A 19,041-nucleotide genomic window follows, 5' to 3' on the forward strand; every position below is an offset into this window, starting at 1 on the left:
TCAACGCGCAAACCCTGATAAAATGCGCGCACTTTCCGCAACACATACCTAATGGAGCCATAACATGTCGGATATCGAACAACGCGTTAAAAAAATCGTCGCTGAGCAACTGGGCGTTGCCGAAGCAGACATCAAAATCGATTCCTCGTTCGTTGACGACCTCGGCGCTGACTCGCTGGACACCGTGGAACTGGTGATGGCCCTGGAAGACGAATTCGAAATGGAAATCCCGGACGAGCAGGCCGAGAAGATCACGACCGTTCGCCAGGCTATCGAGTACGCACAGGCTCACGTCAAGGCCTAAGCTTTCAGGATTTCAGGAGAAGCGCTTGAGTTCACGCAACCGTCGTGTCGTAGTGACCGGCCTGGGTTGCATCTCTCCGATCGGCAACACCATTGCCGACGCGTGGGAGGCAGCACTGGCGGGCAAGTCGGGTATTGCCAACATCACCAAGTTCGACGCAACGCCATTCTCGACCCGCTTTGCGGGCGAGGTGAAGAACTTTAACGTCGAGGATTACCTGCCGGGCAAGGAAGGCCGTCATATGGATACGTTCATCCATTTCGGCATGGCCGCCGGCATCCAGGCGTTACAGGATTCGGGCATTGTCGTCACTGACGACAATCGCGATCGTATCGGCGTGCTCGTGGGTTCCGGCATCGGCGGTCTGCCGATGATCGAAGACACGAAGGCGGAGTACGACAGCCGCGGCCCGCGCCGCATTTCGCCGTTCTTCGTCCCGGCGTCGATCATCAACATGATCTCGGGCGACCTGTCGATCAAGTTCGGCCTGCGTGGTCCGAACCTGGCCATCGTGACCGCCTGCACGACCGGCCTGCATTGCATCGGCCAGGCAGCGCGCCTGATCGAGTACGGCGACGCCGACGTGATGATCGCCGGCGGTGCGGAATCGACCGTGTCGCCGCTGGGCCTGGGCGGTTTCGCCTCGGCACGCGCGCTGTCGTCGCGCAATGACGATCCGGCCACGGCCTCGCGTCCGTGGGACCGCGACCGCGACGGCTTCGTGCTGGGCGAAGGCGCGGGCGTGATGGTGCTCGAAGAGTACGAACACGCCAAGGCGCGCGGCGCGAAGATCTATGCGGAAGTCGTCGGCTTCGGCATGAGCGCGGACGCGAACCACATCACGGCACCGCTCGAGGACGGCAGCGGCGCATCGCGCTGCATGGTCGCCGCGATGCAGTACGCGGGCATCAACCCGGACCAGGTGCAGTACGTGAACGCGCACGGCACGTCGACCCCCGTGGGCGACGTGGCGGAAGTGAAGGGCATCAAGCGCACCTTCGGCGACCATGCGAACAAGCTGGTCGTCAACTCCACCAAGTCGATGACGGGCCACCTGCTGGGTGGCGCGGGCGGCCTGGAGTCAGTGTTCACCGTGCTCGCGATTCACAACCAGGTCTCGCCGCCGACGATCAACATCTTCAACCAGGATCCGGAATGCGACCTGGACTTCTGCGCCAACACGGCACGGGACATGAAGATCGATTACGCGGTGAAAAATTCCTTCGGTTTCGGCGGTACCAACGGTACGCTGGTCTTCGCCAAGATCTAACGATCCCGCAATAGCCGAACTTTCGGACGCCCATTCCTGTCCAAGGAATGGGCGTTTGTCATTTCTGACCTCTTCGGATTCTAACTGGAAACACCCATGTCGATCGCGGTGTCCGCGCTCGTCAGGCCGTCGCGCATCCAGCGGTTCGTATGGGGTGGCTGGGGCCTGGCCCTTCTCGCGTCCGCGCTGGCCATTGGGCTGGCGGCGCCGGGGCATGTCCGGCTCGCGCCTCTCGTCGCGGCGGCGCTGGCGGCCGCGGGCAGCGCCGTGCTGGGCGCGGCGCTCCTTCCTTCAAAGACGCACCGGATTGATATTTCTGGAACCGGCGCCTTGCGCGTAACGGTACAACAGGACGTGGGCTCGCCGCCGGAGGGCAACGCGGTCCTGCTGCCCGGATCGGTCGTCTGGCCGATGCTGATGGTGTTGCGGCACGCCGCGCCGGGCACGGGACCACGCGTCCTGTGCGTGTGGCGCGACAGCGTCGACGCCGCGGTGTGGCGCGCGCTGGCCGTCGCGCTGGCAGTGGTCGGCCGGCGCGCACTTGCAAACGAAGGATGCGAAGACACGACGAACTCATTGCAGCGGACCAACTCTTAAGGAAACGTGCTCACCGTTTCCGTATAACAGGGACGCCGCCGCAGCCAACGGGGCATTGCAGTGACGACCGAACGCGAATGTGATCAACTGCTGGTTGAGCGCGTCCAGGCGGGCGATCGCCGGGCGTTCGACCTGCTGGTGGCGAAATACCAGCGTCGCCTGATGCGGCTCGTGTCGCGTCTCGTGCACGATCCGGCCGAGGCGGAAGACGTGGTGCAGGAAACCTTTATCAAGGCATTCCGTGCACTGCGCCATTTCCGCGGCGATTCCGCGTTTTATACATGGCTATATCGAATAGGAATTAATACGGCAAAGAATTTCCTGGTCACGCAAGGCAGGCGGGCGCCGACCTCGACGGAAGCCGATGCCGAACGTGCGGAAGGATTTGACGACGCAGATAGCTTGCGAGACATTAATACACCGGAATCAATGTTGGCCAGCAAGCAGATCGCCTATACCGTGAATGCGGCCATGGAGGCCTTGCCGCTCGAATTGAGAACGGCGATCGTCCTGCGCGAAATAGAAGGTTTAAGCTACGAGGAAATCTCCGAAGTGATGGCGTGTCCAATCGGGACGGTGCGGAGCCGGATTTTCCGGGCGCGCGAAGTCATCGCCGAGAAATTGCGGCCCTTGCTAGATATCTCGGCGGACAAACGTCGGTAGGTAGCGATATGAAGACAAAGTTTTACGTACCGGCGTAATGGCTATGGACACGAACAAGAAAAATCGTGAACTCATCTCGGCGCTCTGCGACGGCGAGATCCCGGATGTCGACCGGGAACTGGCGCTCGCCGCCCTCGACACCCCGGAGGGCCGGCAGGCCTGGGCGCTTTTCCACCAGATCGGCGACGTCCTGCGCGCCGATCCCGCGACTGACCTGTCGCCTGGTTTCACGGAACGCATGGCGGCCCGCCTCGCGGCCGAGCCGCTGCCGGGCAAGCGCGCGGCCGTCGCCGCGGACGCCGCCGGCCAGGCGACCGTCGCCGCCGACCCTACCTGAGCCGCCCGGCTCGTCACGCGGCACCGCCTGATGCCGGCGCGGGCCGCGCCGTCCGTTCGCCACGGCGGTGCCAACGCGACAACAATGCTCTTTTGTCTTACCATACGAACCATCCAAGCACAGACCTTACCGAACCTATGACAAGCAAAACTGGAAGCGCGATCCTGTCCGCACTCGTCTTTGCGGGCGCGAGTCTGATGTCCCTCCCGGCGGCCCAAGCGGCCGCTCCCGTTGCCGCCCCGACCGTCACCGGCCTGCCCGATTTTGCCGACCTCGTCGACAAGGTCGGCCCGGCCGTCGTCAACATCCGCACCACCGAACGCGTCCGCCTCGACCAGGGCGGCCCCGACGAAGAGATGCAGGAATTCCTGCGCCGCTTCTTCGGCGGCCAGATGGTGCCGCGCGGACGCCGCGGCGGGCCCGCGGAACAGCCGCAGGAAGAACGGGTGCAGCGGGGCGTCGGCTCCGGCTTCATCATCTCGGACGACGGGTATGTGCTGACCAACGCGCACGTCGTGGAAGGCGCGGACGAGGTCGTCGTGACCTTGACCGACCGCCGCGAATTCAAGGCCAAGGTGCTGGGCTCGGACGCCCGCAGCGATGTGGCCCTGCTGAAAGTGGACGCGCGCAACCTGCCGAACGTGCGCATCGGCGATTCCAGCAAGATCCGCGTGGGCGAGTGGGTGATCGCCATCGGTTCGCCGTTCAACCTGGAGAACACGGTGACCGCCGGCATCATCTCGGCCAAGGCGCGCGACACGGGCGAATACCTGCCGCTGATCCAGAGCGACGTGGCCGTCAACCCCGGCAACTCGGGCGGCCCGCTGATCAACATGCGCGGCGAGGTCATCGGCATCAACTCGCAGATCGCCACGCTGTCCGGCGCCTATAACGGCATCTCGTTCGCAGTGCCGATCGACGAGGTGATGCGCGTCTCCGAGCAGATCCGCAAGACGGGCAAGGTGACGCGCGGGCGCCTCGGCGTGCAGATCAGCGAGGTCACGACGGACGTCGCGGAATCGCTGGGCCTGGGCCGCGCGCGCGGCGCCGAGGTCGCGATGGTCGAGCCGGGCGGGCCGGCGGACAAGGCCGGCCTGAAGGTCGGCGACATCATCCTGAAATTCAACGGCAAGGACATCGAACGCAGCTCCGACCTCCCGCGCCTCGTGGGCGGCAGCGCCGTCGGCAGCCGCGCCACCGTCACCGTGTGGCGCCGCGGCAGCCAGATCGACCTGCCGGTGACCATCGTCGAACTGCAGGAAGAAAAATCGCCGACGGCCAAGGCGACGCCCAAGAAACCGGCGCCGGACCAGGCGCCGAACGCGCTGGGCCTGCACGTCTCGGACCTCACCGCCGCCCAAAAGCGCGAGCTCAAGACGGAGACCGGTGTGCTGGTCGAGTTCTCCGAAGGGCGCGCCGCGTCGGCCGGCATCCGCCAGGGCGACGTGATCCTGCAGATGAACAATGTCGAGATCACGGGCGCGGCCCAGTTCAACGGGCTCGTCGCCAAGGTCGACGCGAAGAAACCGGTCGCGCTGCTCGTGCGTAGGGACAATGTCTCGCGCTACCTCGTCATCCGCCCGCGCCAATGAGTACACGCCTTACGCCGCATTTCACCCTGTACTCGCGCTCGTACTGCCACCTGTGCGAGGACATGCGGGCGGCGCTGCAGGCGTTCATGGCCCGCCAGGGGCAGGCGTACACGGTGGACGTGGTCGACGTGGATGCCGACCCGGCCCTCGTCGCCCGCTACGACGAACTGGTGCCGGTGCTCGCCGCGGAGCCGGCCGGCACCGAGCTGTGCCATTACTTCCTCGACGAGGGGGCGCTGCGGCGTCACCTCGGCCTGGAGCAGGCGGAAGTTTAGTGATTCGGGCAATAACCATGGCTTTTACATCTTGCTCGATGGATCGGATGCGAGCCGACCTGCGATAATCGGCTGCATCGATTCCTGGATGATGCATATGGCTGACGGCCCCGACGCTACGCTCGACCCCGCGGACTGGACGCAACTTCGCGCCCTCGGGCACCAGATCCTGGACGACATGTTCGACCACCTGGAGGGCATTCGCGCGCGACCCGTCTGGCAGCAGATGCCGGACGCCGCGCGAGACAGCCTGCGCGCGCCGCTGCCGCGCGCGCCGGGCTCGCTGGCGGATGCCTACCGCAGCCTGCAGGACAACGTCATCCCCTACACCGTCGGCAACCCGCATCCCGGCTTCATGGGCTGGGTGCATGGCGCCGGCACGCCGGTGGGCATCATCGCCGAGATGATCGCGGGGGCGCTGAACGCGAACGTCGGCGGCCGCAACCAGGCGCCCGTCGAGGTGGAGCGCCAGGTGTCGCAGTGGATGGCGGCGCTGTTCGGCTTTCCCGCTACGGCCCGCGGCGTGTTCGTCACGGGCACGTCGATCGCCAACTTCATGGGCGTCGTCGTCGCGCGCACGCAGGCGCTCGGGCGCGACGTGCGCGCGCACGGGCTCGCGGCGCATGCGGGCCTGCGCGCGTACGCGTCGGCCGAAGCGCACGGCTGCATCGCGAAAGCCATGGACATGGCGGGCTTCGGCTCCGCTGCGCTGCGCACCGTGCGCGTGGACGCCGCCGGCCGCATGGACATGCAAGATCTCGCCGCGCAGGTCGATGCGGATCGCCGCAACGGGTTGCGGCCATTCCTCGTCGTCGCCAGCGCCGGCACGGTGAACACGGGCGCCATCGATCCGCTCGCGACGCTGGCGGATTTCACGCGCGCACAGGGCATGTGGCTGCACGTCGACGGCGCGTACGGGGCGCTGGGGATGCTGGCGCCGGACGTGGCGCCGCTGCTCGACGGCATCGCGCGTGCGGACTCGCTCGCCTTCGATTTTCACAAGTGGGGCCAGGTGCCGTACGACGCCGGCTATTTTCTCGCGCGCGACGGTGCGCACATGCTCGACGCTTTTGCCGCACCGGCCGCGTACCTGCAGCGCGCCAGCACGGGGCTCGCCGCCGGGACCGCGTGGCCGTGCGACGTGGGGCCCGACCTGTCACGGGGCTTCCGGGCGCTGAAGACGTGGCTCACGTTCCAGGTCTACGGCGCCGACGCCATCGGCCGCTCGATCTCGGCCACGTGCGCGCTGGCCCGCTACCTCGCCGAGCGCGTCGCGGCCGAGCCGTCGCTGGAGCTGGTGGCGTCCGTCACGTTGAACATCGTCTGCTTCCGCTACGTCTGCGCGGATCCCGAACGTGTGAATCGCGAGATCGTGCTCGCGCTGTACGACGAAGGCCGCGTGGCGCCATCCGCGACGACGCTGTACGGCCGCTACGCGATCCGCGCCGCGATCGTCAACCACCGCACGGGCCGCGCCGACATCGACGCGCTCGTCGAAGCCGTGCTGCGCGCTGGCCGCCGCCTGTCATGATCACGACCGAACTCCTGGCCGCCGCCGCCACGCCGTACGCCCCGCTGATCGGCGCCGCGGCGCTGATGCGCTGCGCGTTTTACCGGGCCGACCTGCGTCCGGTCGGCGTACGCCTGCTGGCACGTGCCCAGGCGCATCCCGACGATGCGAACGCGTGGCTGGATGCCAGCTTCGTCCTGCAATTGCTGGGGCAGCGCGCGGCGGGCCTGGACGTGCAACACCACGCGCTGGCCATCCGGTCGCTGTACGCGCTGCCGGCGCCGGCGCGCACGCCCACCTTGAACCTGCTCGTGCTGATGGGGCCCGGCGACTTCATGGCCAATACGCCCGTCGAATTCCTGCTGCAAACCTCAAGCATCGCCGCGACCGTGCAATACGTGACGCCCGATTTGCCGCTGCCGGAGGAGGTGCCGGACCACGACGTGCTCTTCGTGGCGATTGCGCAATCGGACGCCAACGCGCCGCTGCTGCGCGACGTGGCGCGGATGCTCGACGGCTGGCCGCGTCCCGTCGTCAACCGCCCGGAGCAGATCGCGCACCTGTCGCGCGACGGCGTCTGCGCGGCGCTCGACGGCGCGGCCGGTACGCTGGTGCCGCGGACGATGCGCCTGGACCGCGCGGGCGCTATGCAACTAACCGACGATGCGTTCCCGCTGATCGTGCGGCCAGTGGATTCGCACGCGGGCACGGATCTGCAAAAGGTGGACGACGGCACCGCGCTGCACGCCTATCTCGCCACGCATCCTGCGAGCGAGTTCTATCTCGCGCCGTTCGTCGATTATTCTGGTCCGGACGGCCAGTTCCGCAAATACCGCATCGTGCTCATCGACGGCACGCCATTCATCTGCCACCTGGCGATCTCGTCGCATTGGATGGTGCATTACCTGAATGCAGGCATGGACGACAGCGCCGCCAAGCGGGCGGAGGAGGCGGCCGGGATGGCCGCGTTCGACGACGGGTTCGCGCGCCGGCACGCGGCGGCGCTGGCCGAGATCGACTCGCGCATGGGCTTGCCTTACCTGGGCATCGATTGCGCGGAAACGCGCGATGGCCGGCTGCTCATCTTCGAAGTGGACAACGCCATGGTCGTGCACGCGATGGACGATCCGGGCAGGTATCCGTACAAGGGGCCGGTGATGGAGCGGGTGTTCGGGGCGTTCGAAAAGATGCTGCACCGGGTGATAAGCGCGGCCTCGAATTAGCCGTCATCCCCGCGCAGGCGGGGACCCAGGTCTTACGCGTTGCGGCAGATCCGGATTGGGCCCCCGCCTTCGCGGGGGCGACGGCTTTGGGTCCCCTCCTTCGCGTGGGGGCGAGGGTTTTTCATGCAGCGACAAACTTTCTTTCATCGTTGGCGACGACCACCGTCTCACCGAGTAATTCTCGCATGAACGCCCGTTTCGCCTCGCTGCGCGGACTCGCCCAGAAACGCTCGAGCGTCGCCTGCGGCACCCCGTCGTAATCGACGCGCAACGCGTACGGCCGCCCCAGCAGTTCGCTGTGCACATAGCTCGCAAAGCATTCCGCGAAATCGTCATACGGATTCGTCGCGCCGTACAGGCTGGGAAAATCGCTGCCCTCAAGACCAGCATACGCGGTCACGATGGCGTCGCTGTGCAGCTTGTTGGTGCCGTAGAAATCGACGGCGCCGCGCAGGTCGAAATCGGAGCCGCTCCACGGCACGAAGCGCCCGGCGGCGTTCATATGCCAGCTCAGGTCGAGGAAGGGGAAGAATGCGGCCGGCGCCGGTTCCCACCAGCGCGGCAGGAACGATCCGCCTGCCGTCACGACGTGGCCGAATTCGTGCAGCAGCAGGAATTGCAGCGCGTGCGCGCGGGTGTCGTCGTGCGGGGCGGCGATCGTCGCGGCGAGCGAGAAACCGGGGCCGCCGAACGGCAGGTTTTCCTTCCACGTGGCCCAGGAATTGGCCGTATGCGTTTCCAGCAGATCCATGTCGAGCAGCACGACGCAGCCGAGGACGCGGCCGTCGACGGCATCCGCCACGATGTCCGTGATCCCCGACGACCCGAGGCCGCGGCCCGTGCACATGCCCAGCAGCAGCGGGCCCACGAGGTCGCGCACGGCGGCCGGCATGCCCGCCAGCGCGGCGCGCAGGTCGGCCTGCAGGGCGGGATCCGGCACGCACGGGGCGGGCACGGCGTCCAGTCCGCTCGCCATGTTCACCTGGTGCACGATGTTGCGCACTTCATCGGGCAGGGGCAGGATGCGTTGCTCGATGGGCAAGGAAAGCTGCGTGCGCCATTGCTGCGGTTCGGACGTGTAGATCATGGTGGCAAAAAAGAAGGGCCGTAAGGTGCCGATGTGCCATTAACGGCGCGCCGATGGCCAACTTGAATCGTGGTCCTCCCCGGAAACCGGGCTTTCTGCCTCGAAATCCGGTAAAATGGGCAGCTTGCGGGTCAAGCCGCGGCCTTCATGAGCCGCGATTCGCCCGATAAGGCGCTCGCCCGGGGAACTTCCCGTCCCCCAGACGCGGCGCTTTTTTCGTATTGCGCCGGCAGGAACCAAGCCTGTCGGCCTGGCCGCGTGCCGCTCTTTTTGGTTTTGAGTTTGTTAATGAAAAACATACGTAACTTTTCCATCATCGCCCACATCGATCACGGTAAATCGACCCTGGCGGACCGCATCATCCAGCTGTGCGGCGGCCTGTCGGAACGTGAAATGGACGAGCAGGTGCTCGACTCGATGGACCTGGAGCGCGAGCGCGGCATCACCATCAAGGCCCAGACCGCGGCGCTGTCCTATAAAGCGCGCGATGGCCAGACCTATAACCTGAACCTGATCGACACCCCGGGCCACGTCGACTTCAGCTATGAAGTGTCGCGCTCGCTGTCCGCCTGTGAAGGCGCGCTGCTCGTCGTCGACGCGTCGCAGGGCGTGGAAGCGCAGACCGTCGCCAACTGCTACACGGCGCTGGACCTGGGCGTGGAAGTGGTGCCCATCCTGAACAAGATCGACCTGCCGCACGCCGATCCGGACCGCGCCAAGCAGGAAATCGAGGACGTCATCGGCCTCGACGCCACCGACGCCACCACCTGCTCCGCAAAGACGGGCCTGGGCGTGGAAGACGTGCTCGAAACGCTGATCGCGAAGGTGCCGCCGCCGGAAGGCGATCCGGACGCGCCGCTGCAGGCGCTGATCGTCGACTCGTGGTACGACAGCTACGTCGGCGTCGTGATGCTGGTGCGCGTGAAGAACGGCACGCTGCGTCCGAAAGACAAGATCCTCCTGATGGCGACGGACTCGCAACAGCTGGTCGAGCAGGTCGGCGTGTTCACGCCGCGCTCCGTGCAGCTGTCGGAACTGAAGGCCGGCCAGGTGGGCTTCATCATTGCCGGCATCAAGGAATTGAAGGCCGCGAAAGTGGGCGATACCGTCACCCTGGCCGCGCGTCCGGCCTTGGCGCCGCTGCCCGGCTTCAAGGAAGTGCAGCCGCAGGTGTTCGCCGGCCTGTTCCCGGTGGAAGCGAACCAGTACGACGCGCTGCGCGATTCGCTGGAAAAGCTGAAGCTGAACGACGCCGCGCTGCAGTACGAGCCGGAAGTATCGCAAGCGCTGGGCTTCGGCTTCCGCTGCGGCTTCCTGGGCCTGCTGCACATGGACGTCATCCAGGAACGCCTGGAGCGTGAATTCGACCAGGACCTGATCACGACGGCCCCGACCGTCGTGTACGAAGTCGTGATGCGCGACGGTTCCATGATCAAGGTCGACAACCCGTCCAAGATGCCGGAAGTGTCGAAGATCGAGGAAGTGCGCGAGCCGATCGTCACCGTCAACCTGTACATGCCGCAGGAATATGTCGGCGCCGTCATCACGCTGTGCACCGGCAAGCGCGGCGTGCAGATGGACATGAGCTACCACGGCCGCCAGGTGAAACTCGTGTACGAGATCCCGATGGCCGAGATCGTGCTGGACTTCTTCGATCGCCTGAAATCCACGTCGCGCGGCTATGCGTCGATGGACTACGAGTTCAAGGAATACCGCGCATCGGACGTCGTGAAGGTCGACATGCTGATCAACGGCGACAAGGTCGACGCGCTCGCCATCATCGTGCACCGCGCCAACGCCGCCTACCGCGGCCGCCAGGTGGCCGCGAAGATGCGCGAACTGATCCCGCGCCAGATGTTCGACGTGGCGATCCAGGCCGCGATCGGCGCGACGATCATCTCGCGTGAAAACGTCAAGGCGCTGCGCAAGAACGTGCTGGCGAAGTGCTATGGCGGCGACGTCAGCCGCAAGAAGAAGCTGCTTGAGAAACAAAAGGCCGGCAAGAAGCGCATGAAGCAGGTGGGCTCGGTGGAGATCCCGCAAGAGGCTTTCCTTGCCATCCTCCAAGTGGAAGAAAAATAAGGGAAGAATCAGAAACGATGAATCTGCAACCGATCCTCGGCAATTTTGCCCTGATTTTGTTCGTGGCCATGGTGATCACGGGCGTCATCTGGTGCCTCGACGTGTTCGTCCTCGCGAAGCAGCGCCGCGCGAAGGCGGATGCGGCCCTGGCCGAGTACGACGCGCGCCACGCCAAGCTGACGGCGGACGGCATCAAGCTGGACAACGGCAACCGCGCGGCGCTGGAGGCATCGATCCTGCGTCAGCCGACGTGGGTCGAGTATTCCGGCAGCTTCTTCCCCGTGATCGCGCTCGTGTTCGTGCTGCGTTCCTTCCTGTTCGAGCCGTTCAAGATCCCGTCGTCGTCGATGGTGCCGACCCTGCTCGTGGGCGACCTGATCCTCGTGAACAAGTTCGACTACGGCATCCGCCTCCCGGTGATCAACAAGAAGATCATCGAAGTCGGCAATCCGCAGCGGGGCGACGTCATGGTCTTCAAATACCCAAAGGATCCGAGCCAGGACTACATCAAGCGCGTGATCGGCGTGCCGGGTGATAAAATCCACTACGAGAACAAGCGCCTGACCGTCAACGGCCAGCCGGTCGAGTACGTGCCGATGGACGATTACCTGGACGACGAGCGCCCGGTCTACCACAAGCAATTCCTGGAAAAGCTGACGAACGCGCCGCACCGCATCCTGAACATGGACGGAGCCCGCACCTACAACCAGAGCGCCGTGGAGGAGTTCCCCCATCACGAAAATTGCAACTATTCGTACGATGAATTTACCTGTATCGTACCGGAGGGCAATTATTTCATGATGGGCGATAACCGCGACAACAGCGCAGACAGCCGCTACTGGGGTTTCGTGCCGGACCAGAACATCGTCGGCAAGGCTGTGTTTGTTTGGATGAACTTCAGCAACCTGAAGCGCATCGGCGGTATCCACTAAGCCGGCGCGGAGGGTGTGATGAAAGGTGGCAAGCGGTATCGGATCGGTGCGGAAAGCGGTGTCTCGCTGTCGGGCCTGATCGTCGTGTTGATCGTGTTGGGCGCGTTGGCGCTGGTGGCCATCAAGGTGACGCCGGCCTTCCTGGAATACCGGGCCGTCAAGGATTCGATCGCCAAGGCGAAGGCCGAGGCCGGCTCCGGCACCGTGCGCGAGATCCAGCAGGCGTTCGACAAGAATGCCGGCGTCAACGACGTGTCGGCCATCCAGGGCCGCGACCTCGTGATCACGCGCGATGGCGGCACGACCGAGATCAGCTTCGCCTACGAGAAGCAGGTGCCGCTGACGGACAGCATCAACCTGACGTTCAAGTTCGACGGTACCACCGACCCCAGCGGCAACAATGCCGCCAAGGCCGACAAGGCCGACAAGTAATACGCCGGGAGGCGCGCGATGGGATCGGCGCGCGGCGCCGGCCCATTAGATTGGTACGACAATGAATCTTCAGTTATTGCAAACTCGCCTAGGCTATACGTTCCGGGACGCCGGCCTGCTGCAACAGGCGTTGACCCACCGTAGCCACAGCAGTCTGCATAACGAGCGCCTGGAATTCCTCGGCGACTCGATCCTGAACTGCGTCGTCGCCTCCATCCTGTACGAACGTTTCCATAACCTGGCCGAAGGCGACCTCTCTCGCCTGCGCGCCAACCTCGTCAAGCAGCAATCGCTGTTCGAGATCGCCCAGAAGCTGGAACTGTCGCAATTCCTGCGCCTGGGCGAGGGCGAGCTGAAGTCCGGCGGGTTCCGCCGGCCGTCGATCCTGGCCGATACGCTGGAAGCGCTGCTCGGCGCCATCTTCCTCGACAGCGGCTTCGATGCGGCGCGCGCCGCGATCCGCTCGTTTTATATTCCGCTGCTCGATTCCGTCGACCCGCGTACACTCGGCAAGGATGCCAAGACCCTGTTGCAGGAGTTTTTGCAGAGCAAAAAGATCTCGCTGCCCACGTACAACGTCGTCGCCACGCACGGCGCCGCGCACAGCCAGGAATTCGAGATCGAATGCCTCGTGCCCAAGCTGGGCATCCAGGTGTTCGGCCGCGGCGGCAGCCGCCGCGCCGGCGAGCAGGCCGCGGCGCGCCTCGCGCTGGAGACGGCCGAGCAACTGCTGCAAAAAAGTCCGTCCACGACGCGCAAGTCGCGGCCCCGGTCGGCCCAGCTGAAGCTGGCGGGCATCGCCACCGACCAGACCGAGCTGGCGGTGCAGGCCGAAGAGCCGCAGTCGCAGCAGAAACAAACCCACAAGTCAGGAAACACCCCAGCATGAACATCGAGACCACCACCGAGACCAACGACACTGCACCGGAAGGCTTCCGCTGCGGCTACATCGCCATCGTCGGCCGTCCGAACGTGGGCAAGTCGACCTTGATGAACGTGCTGATCGGTGCCAAGGTGTCGATCACGTCGCGCAAGGCGCAGACGACGCGCCACCGCATCACGGGCATCCAGACCCGCGACGACGCGCAATTTATCTACGTCGACACGCCCGGCTTCCAGACCCGCCACGCGAACGCGCTGAACAAGACGCTGAACAAGACCGTGTCGAACACGCTGACGGCATCCGACGTGATCCTGTTCCTCGTCGAGGCCGGCACGTTCGGCCCGGCCGACCAGCTGGTAGCGGACCTGCTGCCGAAGAACGTGCCGGTCATCCTCGTCATCAACAAGTCCGACCGCATGAAGGACAAGGCCGAGCTGATGCCGTTCGCCGCGAAGGTCGCCAGCCTGCGCGATTTCACGGCGGTCGTGCCCGTGTCCGCGAAGCTGCGCTTCCAGGTCGATGCGCTCGAAGGCGAGATCAAGCGCCACCTGCCGGAAAATCCGCCGATCTTCGGCCCGGACGACATCACGGACCGCAGCGAGAAGTTCCTCGCGGCCGAGATCGTGCGCGAAAAAGTGTTCCGCCTGCTGGGCGACGAGCTGCCGTACACGAGCACCGTCCTCATCGAACAATTCCAGCAAGAGGGCAATCTGCGCCGCGTCTTCGCCGCGATCCTCGTCGAGCGCGACACGCACAAGTCCATGATCATCGGGAACAAGGGCGCGCGCCTGAAAGAGATTTCCACGCAATCCCGCCTCGACATGGAAAAATTGTTCGGCGGTCCGGTCTACCTGGAAATCTGGGTCAAGGTGAAATCGGGCTGGGCCGACAACGAAGCGGGCCTGCGCGCTTACGGTTACGAGTAACGAGCCGGGGTATCATCTCCGCATGCCCACTCGCGACGACGAACTCATCGACAATGACAATGACGCGCATTCAGCCGCGTCGCATGCCCCGCACGCGACGCCGGTGAACAAGCGCCGCACGCCCGCGCGCGAAGGCCGCGTGCTCGGCCAACCCGGCTTCGTGCTGCACAGCTATCCGTACAAGGAAACGAGCCTCATCGTCGACCTCTTTACGCGCGATCACGGCCGCATCGGTGTCGTCGCGAAGGGCGCGAAGCGGCCGCATTCGAAACTGCGCGGCGTGCTGCAGACGTTTCAACCGCTGTCCGTGTCCTTCTCGGGCAAGTCCGAACTGCGCACCTTGATCGACGCCGAATGGGTCGGCGGCATGCTCCCGATCGAGAAGAATGCGCTGCTGTGCGGCTTCTATCTCAATGAATTGCTGGTGAAACTGCTGGCACGCGACGACGCGCATCCGGCCTTGTTCAACCACTACGTCGCCACGCTGAACGAACTGGCGCACGGCGAACCGGCGCCGATCGCCTTGCGAAAATTCGAACGGGCCTTACTTAAGGAAACCGGGGTCGCCGCCGACCTGACGCGCTGCACGACGACGCGCGCCCCCGTCGAGCCGGACGGCCTGTACGTCGTCGACCCGGAACGCGGCGCGCGCACGGCGCAGGCCGTGGAGTCGTGGCCGGTGGTGTCCGGCAAGACGTTGGTCGACATGGAACGCGAGGATTACGCCGACCCGCAGACGAAGGCGCAGAGCAAGCAGCTGATGCGCTTCCTGCTGGCCTATCACCTGGGAGGCGCGCCGCTGAACACGCGCCAGATTTTGATCGACCTGATGCAGCTTTGAGAACCAAGACTACGACCATGAGCTTCCTGCAACCCGCCGGCCAGGTGATCGACCTGGGCGTGAACATCGACCACATCGCCACCGTCCGCAACGCGCGCGGCACCGTCTATCCCGATCCGCTGCGCGCCGCGCTGATCGCCGAGCAGGCGGGCGCCGACCTGATCACGCTGCACCTGCGCGAAGACCGCCGCCACATCAAGGACGCCGACGTCCTCGCCATCCGCCCGCAACTCGCGACGCGCATGAACCTGGAGGCGGCCGTCACGCAGGAGATGATCGATTTCGCCTGCAAGGTGAAACCGCAGGACGTCTGCCTCGTGCCCGAACGCCGCGAAGAGGTGACGACCGAGGGCGGCCTGGACATCATCCGCTACCAGAAGGAAGTCGAGGCCGCGATCCGGCAACTGAAAGGCGAGGGCATCCGCGTGTCGCTGTTCATCGATGCGGACGAACAGCAGATCGCGGCCGCGGCCGCCGTCGGCGCGCCCGTCATCGAGCTGCACACCGGGCGCTACGCCGAGGCTTCAAGCGCCGAGGAGCACGCGCGCGAGCTGGAACGCGTCGAGGCGGGCGTGCGCGCCGGCGTGAAGCACGGCCTGCGCGTGAACGCGGGCCACGGCCTGCATTACACGAACGTGCAGCCGATCGCCGCGATCCCCGACATCCACGAGCTGAACATCGGCCACGCGATCGTCGCGCACGCGCTGTTCGCGGGTTTCGAAAATGCCGTGCGCGAGATGAAGGCGATCATGGTCGCGGCGCGCCTGGGCGTTTCTTACGCCTCGTCCAAAGCGGGCCAGTGATGATCTACGGGATCGGCACGGACATCGTCCAGATCTCGCGTGTCGAGGCTGCCCTGAAGCGCAGCGGCGAACGCTTCGCCGAAAAGATCCTCGGTCCCGAGGAACTCGTCAAATACCACGCCCGCCGCGCCAAGAACGACGTGCGGGGGCTGCGCTTTCTGGCCACGCGGTTCTCGGCCAAGGAGGCGTTCTCGAAAGCGATCGGCCTGGGCATGCGCATGCCCATGACCTGGCGCTCGGCCCAGATGCTCAACGCCCCGAGCGGCAAGCCGATGATCGTATGCAGCGGGGCGCTCGATGAATTCATGCGGACGCACCGGCTCACGGCCCAGGTGACGATCAGCGACGAAGCCGATTACGGCGTCGCGTTCGTCATCGTCACCCAGGCCCCCGAGGGAGTGTCCGCTGCCTAGGTGTAGCGGAAGTGACAGACGAAGTCGTAGTAAGTACGGGACTGAAGGCGCGCCGGCGCAAGCCGCTGCAGCCCCCGGCGAAAGCGCCGCGCGCCCGGCCGGATGCGTGGCAAGCCATGAAAGAGGAATTGATCGCGACGATGACGAAGGATGCGGAATCCCCCGTGCGCCCCACCGAGGCGGCGCGCGAACAAGTCCTGGCGACGGTGGCCAAGCTGCCCGACCTGCCCGGCGTGTATCGCTATTTCGACGCGGAAGACAGGGTTCTCTACGTCGGCAAGGCGCGCAACCTCAAGAAGCGCGTGTCGAGCTATTTCCAGAAGACGCTGTCGAGCCCCCGCATCGCGATGATGGTGTCGCAGATCGCGCGCCTGGAAACGACGGTGACGCACAGCGAGGCCGAAGCGCTGATCCTGGAAAACAACCTGATCAAGACGCTCAAGCCGCGCTACAACATCCTGTTCCGCGACGACAAGTCTTACCCGTATTTGAAACTGACGGCGGGCGACTATCCGCGCATGGCCTACTACCGCGGCGCGCTGGATAAAAAGAACCAGTACTTCGGACCGTTCCCGAGCGCGTGGGCCGTGAAGGAATCCATGCAGCTGCTGCAGAAGGTATTCATGCTGCGCACGTGCGAGGACAGCGTCTTCGCCAACCGCACGCGGCCCTGTCTGCTGCACCAGATCGGCCGTTGCAGCGGTCCCTGCGTGGACCTGGTCGCGCCGGAAGACTACAGGCGCGACGTCGACAACGCCGCGAAATTCCTGCGCGGCCGCCAGACGGAGGTGCTCGAAGAACTCGAGAAGAAGATGCTCGCGTATGCCGAGGATCTGAAATTCGAGCAGGCGGCGAGCGTGCGCAACCAGATCCAGGCGCTGTCGCGCGTGCTGCACCAACAGAGCATGGAGACGACGGGCGATGCCGACGTCGACATCATCGCCGTCGTCGTGCAGGGCGGGCGCGCGTGCGTCAATCTCGCCATGGTGCGCGGCGGCCGTCACCTGGGCGACCGCGCGTACTTCCCCACGCAGGTCGGCGAGGCGATCGGCGACTCATTGGGCGAATCGTCCATCGAGGTGGAAGTGCTCGCGGCGTTCATGGCGCAGCACTACGGCGACAAGTTCGTGCCGGGTTCAATCATCCTGAACATCGAATTCGACCAGCCCGAACTGATGATGGCGCTGCAGGAGCAGTGCGGCCACCGCATCAACCTGGTGTTCCAGCCCCAGGGCCAGCGCCGCCAATGGCTCGAACTGGCGCAGAAGGGCGCGGAAATCTCGCTGGCCCGGCTGCTGTCGGAGCAGGGCTCGCAGCAGTCGCGCACGCGCGCGCTGGCGGAGGTGCTGGGGCTCGACAGCGAGGATCTCGAATCCCTGCGCGTCGAATGCTTCGACATCAGCCATACCGCGGGCGAGGCGACGCAGGCGTCGTGCGTCGTGTTCCATCACCACCAGATGCAGAACGGCGAATATCGTCGCTATAACATCACCGGCATCACGCCCGGCGACGATTACGCGGCGATGCGCCAGGTGCTGACGCGGCGCTACGAAAAGGTGGCGAACGGCGAAGGCGTGATGCCGGACATCGCACTGATCGACGGCGGCAAGGGCCAGGTCGAGATGGCGCGCCAGGTCTTCACGGAGCTGGGGCTCGACATCGGCAACATCGTCGGCGTGGCGAAAGGGGAGGGCCGCAGGGTCGGCCTCGAGACGCTGATCTTCGCCGATGGCCGCCCGCCTCAGGAACTGGGCAAGGAATCGGCCGCGCTGATGCTCGTGGCGATGATCCGCGACGAGGCGCACCGCTTCGCCATCACGGGCATGCGCGCCAAGCGCGCCAAGACGCGCCAGGCGTCGCGCCTGGAAGAGATCGAGGGCATCGGCGCCAAACGCCGCCAGAGGCTGCTGGCGCGCTTTGGCGGCCTGAAGGGCGTGATCGATGCGAGCGTGGAGGACCTGATGTCGGTGGAGGGTATTTCCAGCACCCTGGCGGAAGAGATTTATCGGCAGCTTCACTGAGAGGGGCGCGCGCGCATGTCGATGGCTCAACTGGTTTAAACGGCAAGAGCCATGTAGACTAGCGCGCACGCAACTCAACAAGCAGAGCACGATCAGCCTCACCCCATGCCTTTCAATATCCCGATTCTCCTGACCTGGCTACGCGTCGCCCTCATTCCGCTGGTCGTTGGGGTCTACTATCTCCCCGAACACTGGCTGCACGTGGCCGACCGCAACCTGGCCTCCACGCTCGTGTTCATCGTCGCCGCGATCACGGACTGGTTCGATGGCTACCTCGCCCGGCGCTGGAACCAGACGTCGGCCTTCGGCGCCTTCCTCGACCCCGTCGCGGACAAGCTGATGGTGGCGGGCGCGCTGCTCGTGCTCGTGCAGCTGGACCGGGTGAACGCCGTCATCGCCTTCATCATCATCGGCCGCGAGATCACGATTTCCGCGCTGCGCGAATGGATGGCCGAGATTGGCGCACGCAAGTCCGTTGCCGTGAGCTCGCTGGGCAAGATCAAGACGGCCGCGCAGATGGTCGCCATCCCGATGCTGCTGTTCCACGATCCCATGTTCGACGGCGTGCTCGACATCCACAAGTGCGGCGAGATCCTGCTGTGGATCGCGGGCGTGCTGACGGTCTGGTCGATGTTCTACTACCTGCGCCGCGCGTGGCCGCTGATCAAGGAAAAGTCGGGCACGGTATAAGTTTCTGCTGGGTCATCCTTGACACATAGCTCAGCATCTCTATAATGCCTGCCTGTTGCAACGACAACGCAGCAAACGAAACGAAGCGGGAGTAGCTCAGTTGGTAGAGCGCAACCTTGCCAAGGTTGAGGTCGAGAGTTCGAGACTCTTCTCCCGCTCC

20 protein-coding genes and 1 tRNA gene are annotated in these 19,041 nt (G+C 65.0%); 20 read left to right on the forward strand and 1 reads right to left on the reverse strand.

Going from position 1 to position 19,041, the window contains the following annotated elements; translation table 11 throughout:
• Window positions 1-64 precede the first annotated feature (64 nt).
• The 9 genes from acpP to QPK29_RS29755 all read left to right on the forward strand — a co-directional run bounded on the left by acpP (window position 65) and on the right by QPK29_RS29755 (window position 7,771).
• Window positions 65-304: an acyl carrier protein gene (acpP, locus tag QPK29_RS29715; protein WP_036168404.1), complete on the forward strand. Its 240-nt coding sequence runs from the start codon at window positions 65-67 to the stop codon at window positions 302-304.
• A 25-nt stretch (window positions 305-329) separates the two neighbouring features.
• Window positions 330-1,574, forward strand: a complete 1,245-nt coding sequence (gene fabF, locus QPK29_RS29720; protein WP_056137292.1) for a beta-ketoacyl-ACP synthase II — start codon at window positions 330-332, stop codon at window positions 1,572-1,574.
• A 96-nt stretch (window positions 1,575-1,670) separates the two neighbouring features.
• Window positions 1,671-2,171, forward strand: coding sequence for a hypothetical protein (locus tag QPK29_RS29725; RefSeq protein WP_371768208.1), 501 nt, complete (start codon window positions 1,671-1,673; stop codon window positions 2,169-2,171).
• A 60-nt stretch (window positions 2,172-2,231) separates the two neighbouring features.
• The gene (rpoE, locus tag QPK29_RS29730; RefSeq protein ID WP_056137296.1) at window positions 2,232-2,834 is read left to right on the forward strand and encodes an RNA polymerase sigma factor RpoE; all 603 of its coding nucleotides are present in this window, start codon (window positions 2,232-2,234) and stop codon (window positions 2,832-2,834) included.
• 37 nt (window positions 2,835-2,871) lie between these two features.
• Window positions 2,872-3,171 carry a sigma-E factor negative regulatory protein gene (locus QPK29_RS29735; protein ID WP_371768209.1) on the forward strand — a complete coding sequence of 100 codons (300 nt, stop codon included), beginning with the start codon at window positions 2,872-2,874 and terminating at the stop codon, window positions 3,169-3,171.
• A gap of 137 nt (window positions 3,172-3,308) precedes the next feature.
• Window positions 3,309-4,763 (forward strand): DegQ family serine endoprotease, encoded by a 1,455-nt coding sequence (locus QPK29_RS29740; RefSeq protein ID WP_056137300.1) that lies wholly within the window; start codon window positions 3,309-3,311, stop codon window positions 4,761-4,763.
• A complete protein-coding gene (locus QPK29_RS29745) occupies window positions 4,760-5,038 on the forward strand; it encodes a glutaredoxin family protein (RefSeq protein WP_056137301.1) in 279 nt (92 codons plus the stop codon). Before QPK29_RS29740 ends, QPK29_RS29745 begins: the two co-directional genes overlap by 4 nt.
• Before the next feature lie 88 nt (window positions 5,039-5,126).
• Entirely contained in the window at window positions 5,127-6,569 is a 1,443-nt protein-coding gene (locus tag QPK29_RS29750; protein ID WP_400189885.1) for a pyridoxal phosphate-dependent decarboxylase family protein, read from the forward strand.
• Window positions 6,566-7,771, forward strand: a complete 1,206-nt coding sequence (locus tag QPK29_RS29755; RefSeq protein WP_371768211.1) for an ATP-grasp domain-containing protein — start codon at window positions 6,566-6,568, stop codon at window positions 7,769-7,771. The genes QPK29_RS29750 and QPK29_RS29755 overlap by 4 nt, the downstream gene beginning before the upstream one ends.
• 121 nt (window positions 7,772-7,892) lie before the next feature.
• On the opposite strand, the gene QPK29_RS29760 is transcribed toward QPK29_RS29755, so the two are convergent.
• Entirely contained in the window at window positions 7,893-8,858 is a 966-nt protein-coding gene (locus QPK29_RS29760; RefSeq protein ID WP_371768212.1) for a hypothetical protein, read from the reverse strand.
• 288 nt (window positions 8,859-9,146) lie between these two features.
• Between QPK29_RS29760 and lepA the strand changes: the two genes are divergently transcribed.
• From lepA to QPK29_RS29815, 11 genes are all read left to right on the forward strand, one after another.
• Window positions 9,147-10,940 carry a translation elongation factor 4 gene (lepA, locus tag QPK29_RS29765; RefSeq protein WP_371768213.1) on the forward strand — a complete coding sequence of 598 codons (1,794 nt, stop codon included), beginning with the start codon at window positions 9,147-9,149 and terminating at the stop codon, window positions 10,938-10,940.
• Window positions 10,941-10,957: 17 nt separating this feature from the next.
• Window positions 10,958-11,872, forward strand: coding sequence for a signal peptidase I (lepB, locus tag QPK29_RS29770; RefSeq protein ID WP_056137309.1), 915 nt, complete (start codon window positions 10,958-10,960; stop codon window positions 11,870-11,872).
• Between the two features lie 18 nt (window positions 11,873-11,890).
• Window positions 11,891-12,304: a DUF4845 domain-containing protein gene (locus QPK29_RS29775; protein ID WP_056330693.1), complete on the forward strand. Its 414-nt coding sequence runs from the start codon at window positions 11,891-11,893 to the stop codon at window positions 12,302-12,304.
• 61 nt (window positions 12,305-12,365) lie between these two features.
• Window positions 12,366-13,193 (forward strand): ribonuclease III, encoded by an 828-nt coding sequence (gene rnc, locus QPK29_RS29780; protein WP_371768214.1) that lies wholly within the window; start codon window positions 12,366-12,368, stop codon window positions 13,191-13,193.
• Window positions 13,190-14,113, forward strand: a complete 924-nt coding sequence (era, locus tag QPK29_RS29785) for a GTPase Era (protein WP_056137315.1) — start codon at window positions 13,190-13,192, stop codon at window positions 14,111-14,113. Before rnc ends, era begins: the two co-directional genes overlap by 4 nt.
• Window positions 14,114-14,135: 22 nt before the next feature.
• Entirely contained in the window at window positions 14,136-14,954 is an 819-nt protein-coding gene (gene recO, locus QPK29_RS29790; protein ID WP_371768215.1) for a DNA repair protein RecO, read from the forward strand.
• 17 nt (window positions 14,955-14,971) lie between these two features.
• Window positions 14,972-15,757, forward strand: coding sequence for a pyridoxine 5'-phosphate synthase (gene pdxJ, locus QPK29_RS29795; RefSeq protein WP_371768216.1), 786 nt, complete (start codon window positions 14,972-14,974; stop codon window positions 15,755-15,757).
• Window positions 15,757-16,170 (forward strand): holo-ACP synthase, encoded by a 414-nt coding sequence (acpS, locus tag QPK29_RS29800; protein ID WP_056137321.1) that lies wholly within the window; start codon window positions 15,757-15,759, stop codon window positions 16,168-16,170. Before pdxJ ends, acpS begins: the two co-directional genes overlap by 1 nt.
• A 140-nt stretch (window positions 16,171-16,310) precedes the next feature.
• Complete coding sequence (gene uvrC, locus QPK29_RS29805; protein ID WP_371768431.1) at window positions 16,311-18,191, forward strand: excinuclease ABC subunit UvrC; 1,881 nt, start codon at window positions 16,311-16,313, stop codon at window positions 18,189-18,191.
• Window positions 18,192-18,296: 105 nt separating this feature from the next.
• Window positions 18,297-18,881, forward strand: coding sequence for a CDP-diacylglycerol--glycerol-3-phosphate 3-phosphatidyltransferase (pgsA, locus tag QPK29_RS29810; protein ID WP_371768217.1), 585 nt, complete (start codon window positions 18,297-18,299; stop codon window positions 18,879-18,881).
• 85 nt (window positions 18,882-18,966) lie between these two features.
• Window positions 18,967-19,039: transfer RNA gene (locus QPK29_RS29815), tRNA-Gly, on the forward strand.
• The last annotated feature ends 2 nt before the right edge of the window (window positions 19,040-19,041 follow it).

Source organism: Massilia orientalis (assembly GCF_030411975.2).
In the GTDB taxonomy this organism is placed as follows: Bacteria; Pseudomonadota; Gammaproteobacteria; order Burkholderiales; family Burkholderiaceae_D; genus Telluria; species Telluria orientalis.

Coding starts and splice junctions, on each gene's coding strand:
- acpP (WP_036168404.1), top strand. CDS start 65: ATGTCGGATATCGAACAACGCGTTAAAAAAATCGTCGCTGAGCAACTG.
- QPK29_RS29725 (WP_371768208.1), top strand. CDS start 1,671: ATGTCGATCGCGGTGTCCGCGCTCGTCAGGCCGTCGCGCATCCAGCGG.
- QPK29_RS29735 (WP_371768209.1), top strand. CDS start 2,872: ATGGCTATGGACACGAACAAGAAAAATCGTGAACTCATCTCGGCGCTC.
- QPK29_RS29740 (WP_056137300.1), top strand. CDS start 3,309: ATGACAAGCAAAACTGGAAGCGCGATCCTGTCCGCACTCGTCTTTGCG.
- QPK29_RS29745 (WP_056137301.1), top strand. CDS start 4,760: ATGAGTACACGCCTTACGCCGCATTTCACCCTGTACTCGCGCTCGTAC.
- QPK29_RS29750 (WP_400189885.1), top strand. CDS start 5,127: ATGATGCATATGGCTGACGGCCCCGACGCTACGCTCGACCCCGCGGAC.
- QPK29_RS29755 (WP_371768211.1), top strand. CDS start 6,566: ATGATCACGACCGAACTCCTGGCCGCCGCCGCCACGCCGTACGCCCCG.
- QPK29_RS29760 (WP_371768212.1), bottom strand. CDS start 8,858: ATGATCTACACGTCCGAACCGCAGCAATGGCGCACGCAGCTTTCCTTG.
- lepA (WP_371768213.1), top strand. CDS start 9,147: ATGAAAAACATACGTAACTTTTCCATCATCGCCCACATCGATCACGGT.
- lepB (WP_056137309.1), top strand. CDS start 10,958: ATGAATCTGCAACCGATCCTCGGCAATTTTGCCCTGATTTTGTTCGTG.
- QPK29_RS29775 (WP_056330693.1), top strand. CDS start 11,891: ATGAAAGGTGGCAAGCGGTATCGGATCGGTGCGGAAAGCGGTGTCTCG.
- rnc (WP_371768214.1), top strand. CDS start 12,366: ATGAATCTTCAGTTATTGCAAACTCGCCTAGGCTATACGTTCCGGGAC.
- era (WP_056137315.1), top strand. CDS start 13,190: ATGAACATCGAGACCACCACCGAGACCAACGACACTGCACCGGAAGGC.
- recO (WP_371768215.1), top strand. CDS start 14,136: ATGCCCACTCGCGACGACGAACTCATCGACAATGACAATGACGCGCAT.
- pdxJ (WP_371768216.1), top strand. CDS start 14,972: ATGAGCTTCCTGCAACCCGCCGGCCAGGTGATCGACCTGGGCGTGAAC.
- acpS (WP_056137321.1), top strand. CDS start 15,757: ATGATCTACGGGATCGGCACGGACATCGTCCAGATCTCGCGTGTCGAG.
- uvrC (WP_371768431.1), top strand. CDS start 16,311: ATGACGAAGGATGCGGAATCCCCCGTGCGCCCCACCGAGGCGGCGCGC.
- pgsA (WP_371768217.1), top strand. CDS start 18,297: ATGCCTTTCAATATCCCGATTCTCCTGACCTGGCTACGCGTCGCCCTC.